General features: G+C 66.3%; 13 protein-coding genes. 7 read left to right on the forward strand and 6 right to left on the reverse strand.

The genetic code is table 11. The features are described from left to right. Window positions 1–693 carry an urea ABC transporter ATP-binding subunit UrtE gene (urtE, locus tag ACFWVD_RS16775; RefSeq protein WP_379243599.1) on the forward strand — a complete coding sequence of 231 codons (693 nt, stop codon included), beginning with the start codon at window positions 1–3 and terminating at the stop codon, window positions 691–693. A 14-nt stretch (window positions 694–707) separates the two neighbouring features. Continuing rightward, window positions 708–1424, forward strand: coding sequence for a GntR family transcriptional regulator (locus ACFWVD_RS16780; RefSeq protein ID WP_379243601.1), 717 nt, complete (start codon window positions 708–710; stop codon window positions 1422–1424). Here ACFWVD_RS16780 and ACFWVD_RS16785 read toward each other — a convergent pair whose 3' ends face one another. After that, window positions 1425–2342 carry an NERD domain-containing protein gene (locus tag ACFWVD_RS16785; protein WP_379243603.1) on the reverse strand — a complete coding sequence of 306 codons (918 nt, stop codon included), beginning with the start codon at window positions 2340–2342 and terminating at the stop codon, window positions 1425–1427. A gap of 200 nt (window positions 2343–2542) precedes the next feature. Here ACFWVD_RS16785 and ACFWVD_RS16790 point away from each other — a divergent pair, with 200 nt between their 5' ends. Further along, the gene (locus tag ACFWVD_RS16790) at window positions 2543–3091 is read left to right on the forward strand and encodes a carboxymuconolactone decarboxylase family protein (RefSeq protein ID WP_379243605.1); all 549 of its coding nucleotides are present in this window, start codon (window positions 2543–2545) and stop codon (window positions 3089–3091) included. A gap of 89 nt (window positions 3092–3180) precedes the next feature. After that, window positions 3181–3558, forward strand: a complete 378-nt coding sequence (locus ACFWVD_RS16795) for a VOC family protein (RefSeq protein ID WP_379243607.1) — start codon at window positions 3181–3183, stop codon at window positions 3556–3558. Here the strand turns inward: ACFWVD_RS16795 and ACFWVD_RS16800 are convergent, their stop codons facing one another. From ACFWVD_RS16800 to lpdA, 4 genes are all read right to left on the reverse strand, one after another. Continuing rightward, window positions 3559–3882: a hypothetical protein gene (locus ACFWVD_RS16800; RefSeq protein WP_379243951.1), complete on the reverse strand. Its 324-nt coding sequence runs from the start codon at window positions 3880–3882 to the stop codon at window positions 3559–3561. Window positions 3883–3976: 94 nt separating this feature from the next. After that, window positions 3977–4597 (reverse strand): polysaccharide deacetylase family protein, encoded by a 621-nt coding sequence (locus ACFWVD_RS16805; protein WP_379243953.1) that lies wholly within the window; start codon window positions 4595–4597, stop codon window positions 3977–3979. A 122-nt stretch (window positions 4598–4719) separates the two neighbouring features. Beyond that, window positions 4720–5178, reverse strand: coding sequence for a L,D-transpeptidase (locus ACFWVD_RS16810; protein ID WP_379243609.1), 459 nt, complete (start codon window positions 5176–5178; stop codon window positions 4720–4722). 376 nt (window positions 5179–5554) lie between these two features. After that, window positions 5555–6958: a dihydrolipoyl dehydrogenase gene (lpdA, locus tag ACFWVD_RS16815; RefSeq protein WP_379243611.1), complete on the reverse strand. Its 1404-nt coding sequence runs from the start codon at window positions 6956–6958 to the stop codon at window positions 5555–5557. Between the two features lie 324 nt (window positions 6959–7282). Between lpdA and ACFWVD_RS16820 the strand changes: the two genes are divergently transcribed. Together ACFWVD_RS16820 and ACFWVD_RS16825 are read left to right on the forward strand one after the other, a co-directional pair. Next, complete coding sequence (locus tag ACFWVD_RS16820) at window positions 7283–8323, forward strand: AraC family transcriptional regulator ligand-binding domain-containing protein (RefSeq protein WP_379243613.1); 1041 nt, start codon at window positions 7283–7285, stop codon at window positions 8321–8323. A gap of 200 nt (window positions 8324–8523) precedes the next feature. Next, the gene (locus ACFWVD_RS16825; RefSeq protein WP_379243615.1) at window positions 8524–9546 is read left to right on the forward strand and encodes an NADP-dependent oxidoreductase; all 1023 of its coding nucleotides are present in this window, start codon (window positions 8524–8526) and stop codon (window positions 9544–9546) included. Between the two features lie 82 nt (window positions 9547–9628). On the opposite strand, the gene ACFWVD_RS16830 is transcribed toward ACFWVD_RS16825, so the two are convergent. Continuing rightward, window positions 9629–10603 (reverse strand): dipeptidase, encoded by a 975-nt coding sequence (locus ACFWVD_RS16830; RefSeq protein ID WP_379243617.1) that lies wholly within the window; start codon window positions 10601–10603, stop codon window positions 9629–9631. Between the two features lie 138 nt (window positions 10604–10741). Between ACFWVD_RS16830 and ACFWVD_RS16835 the strand changes: the two genes are divergently transcribed. Continuing rightward, entirely contained in the window at window positions 10742–11272 is a 531-nt protein-coding gene (locus ACFWVD_RS16835; RefSeq protein ID WP_379243619.1) for a hypothetical protein, read from the forward strand. The last annotated feature ends 8 nt before the right edge of the window (window positions 11273–11280 follow it).

Below are 11280 nucleotides of genomic sequence, written 5' to 3' on the forward strand. Positions count from 1 at the left end.
ATGCTCGAGCTACACGACATCCACGCCGGATACGGGCGCACCGAGGTCATCCACGGCATCAGCATGACCGTGCCCGACGACTCCGTGGTCGCAATCATGGGCCACAACGGCGCGGGCAAGACCACCCTGCTGCGCACCGCGGTGGGCCTGCTGCCCACCAAGTCGGGCACCATCACGTTCAACGGCGAGAAGATCACCAAACTCTCACCGTCGCAACGGGTCAAGCGCGGCATCGGCTACGTGCCGCAGGGTCAGCAGAGCTTCGGCCAGCTGACCACCGCCGAAAACCTGCAGGTGGTCGCGGACGGTCGCAAACGCGGCAAGGCGCTGATCGACGAATCCCTGGACCTGTTCCCCGCCTTGAAGGACCTGCTCACCCGCAAGGCCGGTCTGCTCTCGGGCGGCCAGCGTCAACAGCTGGCCATTGCGCGCGCCCTGATCACCGAGCCGAAACTGCTCATTCTCGACGAACCCACCGAGGGCATCCAGCCGTCGGTTGTGGCCGAAATCGAGCGCACCATCATCGAATTGACGCAGCGCGGCGGTTTGAGCGTGCTGCTGGTGGAGCAACACATCGGCTTCGCCCTGCAGGCCGCGCAGCAGTACTACGTGCTGCATTCGGGGCATCTGGGCTCGACCGGGACGGGCGGGGCCGGCGCGGAATCCGCGGTCCGCGCGGCGATGGCCATCTGAACGCAGCCGGTCACATGGCAGACAGGGCCGGTCCGGCGAAGCGGGTACCGCTTGCCTCCCGCGTCTACGACGAGCTCCGGCGTGACCTCGCCACGGGCGAACTGGCTCCGACCGAACGGCTGCGCGCCGAACGGTTGGCCCGCCGCTACGGCGTCTCGCGCACTCCGGTGCGCGAGGCGCTGGCCCGCCTGCAAGCCGATGGCCTGGTGCAACGGCATTCCGACGGTTTATACCTCTACCGCCCACGCCTGAACGAGCTCGACGAACTCTACGAGCTACGAATCGTGCTGGAATCCCGCGGTTTTCAGCGCACAGCAAGTTCAGTCCACGCACCGACGCCCGGACACGACCTGCCCACCGTGCGCGCCGAACTGGCCCGCTGGCTCCGATACCGCGACGCCCCACCCGAACCCGGCCCCGAGCTGGTCGCCGCCGACGAACAGTTCCACACCGAACTCCTCAGGGCCGCAGGCAATTCCGCACTCGCCGAGGCACTGACCGCGATGTACCTGCGCGTTCGCCCGGTCCGCACCATGGACATGCCCACCGCCGAACGAGTGGCCGCGATGACCGCCGAGCACATCACCATCGCCGAACAGGTCCTGTCCGGTGACACCGAACAGGCCCTGCGCACCCTCACCGCCCACCTGGATTCCTCCCGCGCCCACGTCCGGGTGCGTGCCGAGCAGGCGATCGCGTTCACCAAACTCGGTCGCGCCGTGCGGGATTGATCAGCAGTCGGTCTGGAAGGGCCAGCACGCGGTCTTACGCGGCGTGACAGGCGCGCTGGTCGTCGACGGACCGAGCACGGGCGCACGAGTGGTCGAGGTCGTCTGCGAGGTATCCGACATCGGCCGCGTCTTCGGCGATTCCTGCAGCAGAGCCATGCCCACCACCAGGAAGACCACGAACACCCCGATCAACGCCGCCACGAAAACCGCTACGCCGACCAGCTTTCCGCGCCGTGAGGGATCCACCGGCGGCGGGGGCGCGCTGACCTTGCGCACCGGCCGCACCTGCGGCGCCACCGGCGTGGGTGCGGGGCGATTGGCCGCGAACCCCTCCTCGGCCAACTCCGCGCGCGACGGCACCTCCCCCACCCCGAGCGCGGTGCACGTGTTGATCACCCGATCCACAGTCCACTCGCGCGGTGCCGCCGAGAACCCCTCGAGATAGACCCGAAGCTCGTGCGCGTCAACGGTATTGGCGACCAGCACGTCCAGCCCGGGCCGCAGTGTCGTGCGCGCGGGCCGCACGACCACGCCCCGGTACGGCACGAGTATCACCGCACCGCACACGTGCTTGCCCTCTTGCAGCGCCTGTTCCAACGCCACGCGCACCGCGTGTACCCCGTGCTCGACCTGGTCGGTGAGCGCGTTCGTGGATTCGTCCTCTAAATCCAGCGGACTGTCGCTGATCTTCCAGCTGCCGTCGGCCGCGACGGTGAGCAGCCCGCTCTGCCGTCGCCGGAAGCCCCTGACCTCGAGTACGGTGATCCCGCGCGGGGTCACGATCACCGCGCCCAGCCGCCGATCACCGACCTGGCAATCGACCAGCGCCAGCCCCGTACTCGGATAGTCGCGCAGGCATTCCACGAGCTCGCGCTCGGCCCCCGTGAGCTGCGCCCCAGGCCTGATCCGAACCAGCATGTGCGATGTTCCCCTACCAGTGCTGCGATCTCACCGCCGCTGCGCGCTGCGGTACCCACCGATCATGACGCGCAACTGTTCCGAAAACCACTGGAAACCAAAGAAAACCGGCACGAACACAGGACCGACCCCCGCGGCCGGAACCGGCGAGTACCCTGGCGATTCGGCCGACGATGCTGCACACGACAGGTGGACCAACGATGGATTCAGTGCCCCTACCACGCGTTTCTCCGGGACGACTCGGTGAACTAGGACCGATCAACTGGGTTGTGTGGCAAGTACTTTCCCGCGCGTCGGGCACCGACGACGCACACCTTTTCAGCACCCTCGGACGCACCGGCGGACTGTTCCGCGGCTGGCTGCATTTCTCCGGCAAGCTCATGCCCGGCGGTCGCCTGCCGCGCGCGGAGGCCGAATTGGTGATCCTGCGGGTGGCGCACCTGCGCGAGTGCGGTTACGAGACCGACCACCACAGGCGACTGGGGCGCAAGGCGGGCCTGAGTGCCGTCGAGATCGAGCGGGTTGCCGCAGGTCCGGACGCCGAAGGCTGGACACCTCGGCAGCGGGCGCTGCTGGCGACCGTGGATCAGCTGGTGACCACCCGAAATGTCGACGACGCGGCGTGGGCCGAGCTGGCCGCGCACTTCGACGAGCGGGTCCTGATCGAGATCGTGCTGCTGATCAACCAGTACGAGGGCCTGGCCTCGACCATCACGACCTTGCGCGTCGAACGGGACACCTTCAAATAGTGTGACCCAGGCCATATGGCGGGGCGGCCCGCGATCTCCCAGAGTGAAAAGCGTACAAAGTACGGAGTTCATGGCCCCGAGGAGAACTTATGCAGATCACCGCTTCCGCCGTCTCCCTCAATGTCGCCGACCCGCAGGCCTCGGCCCAGTTCCTCATCGACCACCTCGGCTTCACCGAGAAGATGGCCGCCGACGGGTTCGTCGCGCTGTCGCGGGAAGACGCCGGCATGGACGTGATCTACCTGCGCACGGGCCTGCGTTCGTTCAAGCCCGCCCGCATCGCCGGCAGCGCGGGTGACGGGCTGCTGGTGGTGTTCGTCGTCGACGACATCGACCGCGAATACGACCGGCTGCGCACCGAAGGTGTCCCGATCGAAACGCCGATCGAAACCGAGGAGTGGGGCGAGCGCTACTTCCAGATGACCGACCCCAACGGGATCATCATCCAGCTCGTCCAGTGGGTCTGATCAGCGGCGCGCGACCCGCAACGCCGCCACGATCATCGGAATCTGCAACGGCAACCGCGCCAACGCCCCGGCCTTGAAAGCCTTGGGCGCCTTCGGATTACCGACCACATCGACGGTCATCTGAATGTTGGCGGGGAACACACCGATGAACAACGCCGCGGCCAGCCAGCCGCCGAGCCGACGGGTGCGCGGCACCGCAAGCGCGGTGGCAACGCCGAGCTCGGCAACCCCGGACGCATACGTGTAGGTCCGCGGGTTGCCGGGCAGCTGCGGGGGCACGATCTTGTCGAACGGCTTGGGTGCCACGAAGTGCAGGGTGCCCATCACGAACAACAACCCACTCAACCAGGAGTGCGCACGTCGACGGGGAGTTTGATCAGCCACGCTGCCGAGCCTAGCGGTCTTTCGATACGCGAGGTCAGCGGGCGAGAAGGTCCGAGACGGTGACGAATCGGTAGCCCTGTGCACGCAGTCCGTTGACAATGTCCGGGACCGCCGCGGCGGACTCGGTTCCCTGCATCACGTGCAGCAGGATGATCGAGCCAGGCCTGGTCTGCGCGAGAGCGTCGCCGACGATGGTCTCGCGGGAGGCCCCGCCCGCGGAATCGGGCTCCACATCCCAGGTCACCGTCGTGCGGTCGTGCTCGGCCAGGTAATGCGGCAGCGCCCACAGTTTCTTGCCGTACGGCGGGCGGAAAGTGATCGGTCCCGCGAAGCCGGTGCGGCGGATCTCGGTGTCGGTGCGCTCGATCTCCTCGCGCACGGTGTCACCGGAAATCAGCACCATGCGACGGTGCGTATACGAGTGATTGCCGATCTCGTGCCCGGCCGCGGCGATGGCGGCACCGTATTCGGGATGCGCCGCCATGGCTTCGCCGATGAGGTAGAAGGTGGCGGGCACCTTCAGTTCGTCGAGCATCCGCAACACCTCGGGCGTGCGCTCGGTCGGCCCGTCGTCGAAGGTCAACGCGACGACCTTCTCCTCGGTGGCGACCCGGTCGACCAGCCGCCCCTGCAGCTGATAGGTCCGTGAATTCATCAACACATACAGACCAGCCACGACCGCCAGCACCACAACGATCCCGACAACCCCGCCGACCAGCCACTTGCGCACCGGCAAACGGTAACTCACCGGGTCATCCCCGGTGAGTCAGGACGTTTCTACACGATCACCTGGGCGATATCGCCCGGATTCAGATAGTCGAAGAAGCGGTGCGCACCGTCTTCGGTCATGCGCACACAGCCGTGTGATTGCGCTTGGATCGGGCCGACGTGAAATGCCATGTCGCCGTTGAAGAATGTCGCCCAGCGCATCGGCGCGTTGTGCATCGTGCTCCAGTGGAATTCCCGCTTGAACGACACGCGGGTCACCGCGGGCGGGGTTTCGAAGCCGGGCATGCCGTGCGAGATCGGGGTGGGTCCGAAGATCACCCGACCGTTGTCGACCAGCCACGCCTCGTTCGTCGACAGCCGCATGCACACCCTGGCTTCGACCACGGGGCACGGGGAGGCGGTGGGGATGATCGAGGGGACGCCGGGAACATCCGGCCCACCTGGGAAAAGGGGTTCAGCCACGGCTGGTGTCACCGTGCCGAGTCCGGCCACAGCTACTGCGGCCATAGCCGCGATCCGTGCTGTCCACCCGAGAAAGCTCATTCGATTCGTACCCTCTCAACCGTGCCCGCCACCGCGGCGAGACCCGGGTGAGGGGACCATCTCATGGAACACAAACATGTCGAACACGAGCGTGGAACAACTACCTGGAGGTGCAGTTGATCATCGGTCACGGAACGGGATTCACCAAATCAACGCGCCTTCCCGCCTCCCCGCGTATTTTGCGTGCCGTCCGGCAATTCGACTGTTTGTTCTCGGTCTCGCGTCAGGTGCGAAACGGTTCGGAGTCGGCTGGGGAGTTACCCATGTTCTCGCGTGATCACGGGAGGCTACGAAAGGGCCGGGCACGCGATATCCGCGCACCCGGCCGCCATCGAACACCTCAGAAGTTGATCATGTGCCCCGCGAGGCCGTGCACAGCTTCCTGCACCGCTTCGCTCAGCGTCGGGTGCGTGTGCACATTGCGGGCCACCTCGTTGACCGTGAGGTCCCACTTCTGGGCCAGGGTCAGCTCGGGCAGCAGCTCCGACACGTCGGGGCCGATCAGGTGGCCGCCGATGAGTTCGCCGTGCGCGGCGTCGGCGATCAGCTTCACGAAGCCGGTCGGGTCGCCGAGGCCGTGCGCCTTGCCGTTGGCCTGGAACGGGAAGGTCGAGACCTTCACGTCGTAGCCTTCGTCGCGGGCCTGCTCCTCGGTGAGGCCGAAGCTGGCGACCTGCGGCTGGCAGAAGGTGGCGCGCGGCATCATCCGGTAGTCACCCAGCGTCATCGTCTCGGCGCCGCCGATGGTCTCGGCCGCGACCACGCCCTGTGCCTCGGCCACGTGGGCGAGCTGCAGCTTGGCGGTGACGTCACCGATCGCGTAGATGTGCGGCACGTTGGTGCGCATGTAGTCATCGATCTCGATGGCGCCACGGTTGGTGAGCTCCACACCGGTGGTCTCGAGGCCGTAGCCCTCCACGCGCGGGGCGAAGCCGACGGCCTGCAGCACCTTGTCGACGGTGACGGTCTCGATCGCGCCGGACTTGTTGTCCTTGATCTGCACGGTGACCTTGGAACCGTCGTCGTCGATCGACTGTACGGCCGCACCGGTGGTGATGGTGATGCCCAGCTTCTTGTACTGCTTGGTGATCTCTTTGGAGACGTCGGCGTCCTCGTTGGGCAGCGCGCGATCCAAGTACTCCACGATCCGCACGTCGACGCCGTAGTTCTTGAGAACGTAGGCGAACTCCATGCCGATGGCGCCCGCGCCGACGATCAGGATCGAGCCGGGCAGGTCACGGGTGAGGATCTGCTCCTCGTAGGTGACCACGTTCTCCGACAGCGACGTGCCGGGCAGCAGGCGGGTGGTGGTGCCGGTGGCGATGATGACGTTGTCGAACGTGATCGTCTCGACGCCGCCCTTGGTGAGGTCGACATCGATCGAGTTCGGGCCGGTGAACACACCGAGACCGTCGTACTCGTCGATCTTGTTCTTCTTCATCAGGAAGTGCACGCCCTTGACCCGACCGTCTGCCACCTTGCGGCTGCGGTCGAAGGCGGCACCGAAATCGAAGCTGACGTCACCGGAGATGCCGAAGGTCTTGGCCTCCTTGGTGAAGATATGGGCCAGCTCGGCGTTGCGCAGCAGTGCCTTGGACGGGATGCAGCCCACGTTCAGGCACACGCCACCCCAGTATTTCTGCTCGACAATCGCTGTTCGCAGGCCGAGTTGAGCGGCACGGATCGCGGCGACATATCCGCCGGGACCAGCGCCGAGAACGACGACATCGTAGTGGGAAGTCACGTGAACGAGCCTAACTCTGTTTCGCGAAGTTCACCCACCCGTCCCCCACATCGGTGAGATGCGCGCGAACACGGAGCTACTACTGCTGGTCAGTCGATCACCAGGCTTTGAGGGATTTTTCTACTCGGGCGATGTTTGCGTGAAAGCCTGGTGATCGACTGTCCAGAACGGCCGTTGTGCCAGATCAGGGATTACTGTCGGAGCTGTGAGGGCAGTGAGCGGGCGAGGGTTGCTCGACGGTGTGCACGTCGGAGCTGTGAGGACCGGCAGTGAACAGCCGAGCGTTGCCAGACGGTGTGCACGTCGGAGCTGTGAGGACCGGCAGTGAACAGCCCAGAGTTGCCCGACAGTGTGCCCTACGTCGACGACTCCGCCGCGGGCCCAGGAATCGGCAGTCGACTCGACGGCACGGTGTCGACCCACTTGGTTCGATTGCTCGTTCAGGCCGCACGTGAAGCGGGGGTGGCCGAAGCGCAGTTGACTCGCGTCCCCGGCACCGACGACGTGGTGTTGCGCGGTGAGCTGAACCGGATCCCGATGAGTTCGCTGGTGCGACTGTGGGAGTTGATCGCCCATACGCGTCCGGGAGCAGGGGTCGCGGTGGCCGCCGCCGCACCGCTCGGCACGCTGAACACCTGGGACTACCTGGTGACAAGCGGTGCGACACTGACCGATTCGCTGCACCGTGCCCAGCCGTATCACCGCCTCGTCACCGGCGCTGCGGAGAGTTTCGATCTCTCCGGCGACGGTGATCTCACCATCGGCTACCGCACCTCCGCCGGTGATCCCGCGGTGGCGGCGGTGGTCAACGAGTACGTGCTGGCCTACTACCTGCGGCGTGGCCGCGAGGCCACCGGGCGCCCCCTGGTCCCCACACGGGTGAGCTTCGGTCACAGCGCGCCGCCTGATCGGTCGGCCCTGCTGGCTGTATTCGGCACGGCCAGTATCGAATTCGACGCGGAATCGGACTCGATCACCTTCCACGCCGACGACGCCAACGCCCCACTGCACCGCAGCGACCCGATGCTCGCAGACCTGATGCGCAGCCACGCCGACCTGGTCCTGGCCTCCGCACGCACCATCGCCGACCCCCTCGACACCTTCCACATCGCCCTCGAAGCAGCCCTCGACGCCGCCGACCCCACCCTGCCCCGCGTCGCGAAATCCCTTGCGATGAGCCAACGCACCCTCCAACGCCACCTCGCCGAACACGGCACCACCTGGCGCGACGAACTCGACATGCTCCGCCACGAACGCGCGAAACTCCTACTGGCCCAAGGGCTCACCCGAACCGCGATTGCCCACCGCCTCGGCTTCACCGATGACCGCGCCCTCCGCAAAGCCTTCCACCGCTGGACTCGCTGATCCGCCCTGATGCCCAGCTGGTTCAACCTGATCGATCTGTCGGCCGCCCTCACCCCACGCGACGAGTGCCGCGCCGTTGCGATACGTGACGCGAAGGGACCGAGTGGTGGCGTCCAAGGACCTCGATAGGGCCGATCGCGCCCCATAACGTTGTCATCACCGGCGAGAAACACCGGCTGACCTGGAAAGAAGGCCCGATCATGTCGAACACGACCACCAGCGCGCTGCCCACCTTCACCCGCGAGATCCACCTCGCCGCCCGGCCGAACGGAGCACCGGTGGCAGGCGATTTCGCGCTGGTCGAGCGGGAACTGGCCGAGCTCGCGCAGGGGCAGATCCTGGTCCGCAACACCTGGATGTCGGTGGACCCGTATATGCGCGGCCGCATGGACGACAAGGTGACCTACATCCCACCGTTCGAACTCGGTGCGGCCCTGGATGGTTCGGCTATAGGCGAGGTGATCGCCTCCCGTTCGGCGGATATCGCGGTCGGCGCGACGGTCTCGCACTTCGCCGGCTGGCGCGAACATGCCATCGTCGACGCCGCCACCGTCATCGATACGGATCTCGCTGCGCCACAGCATTTCCTGGGCGTGCTGGGAACCACCGGCCTCACCGCCTACGCCGCACTCACCGAGGTCGCCCCGGTGAAACCCGGCGACACCGTGTTCATCTCGGCTGCCGCAGGCGCGGTAGGCAGCGTGGCCGGGCAGATCGCCAAGGCACTGGGCGCGAAGCGGGTGATCGGTTCGGCAGGCGGTGCGGTGAAAACCCGAAAGCTGCTCGCGGACTTCGGCTTCGACGCCGCCATCGACTACCGCGCGGGCGATCTCGCCGGGCAGCTGGCGACGGCCGCGCCCGAGGGCATCGACGTCTACCTCGACAGCGTCGGCGGCGAACACCTGAAGGTCGCCATCGAGGCGCTCGAGCAGCACGGCCGCGTCGCCCTGGTCGGCGCGATCAGCGGCTACAACGGCACCACCACCCAGCAGACCCCCGACCTCTACCTAGCGGCAACCAAGGAGATCACCCTGCGCGGCATGCTGGTGACCAGCTACTTCCCGATCTTCGCCGAATACATCACCAAGGCCGCGACCTGGCTGGCCGACGGCACCCTACACACCACCGAAACCGTCTACGAAGGCCTCAACCAGGCCCCCGCAGCCCTCCTCGGCGTCCTAACCGGCGCCAACACCGGAAAGATGCTCGTCCGCCTCGCCTAGGTTTCAAGATCACCACGCTGTGGTGGCGGCATCGCGCGAGAGGCTCCCGCCACCAGAGCGTGGTGATCACTCGTCCAACACGCTAGGTGCGCCAGACCTGGGCTGCGATGCGGGCGAAGTTGCCGCCGAAGACCGCTGCGCGCTCGGTGGGGGTGAAACCGCGGTCGGCCAGCAGGTCGCCGAGGCCCGGGAGGTCGGACTTGCCGAGGAGGTCTTCGGGTGGGGTCCATTGGAGCGGGCCCCACTGGGTGTAGGCGGCGGAGAAGGCGGCGGGGTTTTCTTGGATCTCGTCGTTGAATTGTTCGCCGTCGAAGGAGTAGTCGGAGCCGATGCCGATGTGGTCGATGCCGAGTAGGTCTACGCCGTAACGGATTTGGTCGGCCATCGCAGCCAAGCGTTGTAGGCGTGCGGCGGGTTCGTTGAAGCCGAGGAAGATGCCGACGCCGTTGATGCCAATCACGCCGCCGGTCGCGGCGCACGCGCGGGCCTGTTCGTCGTCGATGTTGCGTGGATGTTCGTGCAGGGCAGCGAAATTGGAGTGGCTGTAGATCATCGGCTCCGAGGTGTGGGTGGAGATGTCGAGGCCGGTGCGGCGTGAGCAGTGCGAGCCGTCGGCGAACATGCCGACCTCGTTGAGCTTGCGTACCAGGTCTTTTCCGTAGCCGGTCAGGCCGGTGTCCACCGTGTCGAGGCAGCCGCAGCCTGCCGCGTTGGCGTGGTTGTAGGTGGGCAGCAAGGAGCGCACGCCCAGGCCGTAGAACAGGTCGACATTGTCGAGGTCGCCTTCCAGCGGCGCGGAGTCCTCCAGGTCGAAGGCCAGCCCGATCACGTCGGGGGCGCCGATATCGGCGACGGTGTCGACCAACCGGAACCGCGGATCATCCTGCGCCTGACCCCGGAACTGGTGCAGCAGCGCCAGCGAGTCGGCCTTGCTCTCCCCCGAATACCCCACATTCACACACAGATACGACCCCAGCGGATACCGTGCCAGATCCTCGATCCGCGCCGTCGGCCGCAACGGCAGACAACAGTGCTGCTCCCACAGGAACACATCCACCTCCGGTTGATTCGTGACCTGTGATCGTACGTTTCGCCGCGCATTCGACACCGGACCGACGCTAACGCGATGTCTGATTCGTCCGATAAATCAATACTCCGACCCCGACCTAGGGCCCCCGATCAAAGGCGGTGCGACATGCGTCGCTTCCTCATCCTCCTAGCTTCCCTGGCAACCTTCCTCGGCCTGGCCATCCTGCCCGCGGCCGCCACCCCGTCCTACTGCGGACTGGTGTGGGGTTCCCAGGACAAATCCGATCCGAACTACTCCGCAGGCACCCTCACGAATGTGCGCGCGGGCCGTCACCAATGCTTCGACCGCATGGTCGTGGACGTGGCGGGCCCGGCGGCGGGGTACACGGTGCGCTACGTCGACACCGTCACCGAAGACGGTTCCGGCGCGGTCGTTCCCCTGCGCGGCGGCGCGTTCCTGCAGGTCACGGTCAACGCGCCGGCTTACGACAGCGCCGGCAACATGACCTACTGGCCGCCGAACCGCACCGAACTTGTCGATGTCAACGGCTATCAAACGTTCCGCCAGCTCGCCTGGGCGGTGTCGTTCGAAGGCCAGTCCCGGATGGGCCTGGGCGTGCGTGCCCGGCTGCCGTTCCGCGTCATGACGCTCGAGAATCCGACCCGCGTGGTCGTGGACGTCGCCCACTATTGGTGACCACCCCG

Source organism: Nocardia sp. NPDC058666 (genome assembly GCF_042714895.1).
Classification (GTDB): domain Bacteria; phylum Actinomycetota; class Actinomycetes; order Mycobacteriales; family Mycobacteriaceae; genus Nocardia.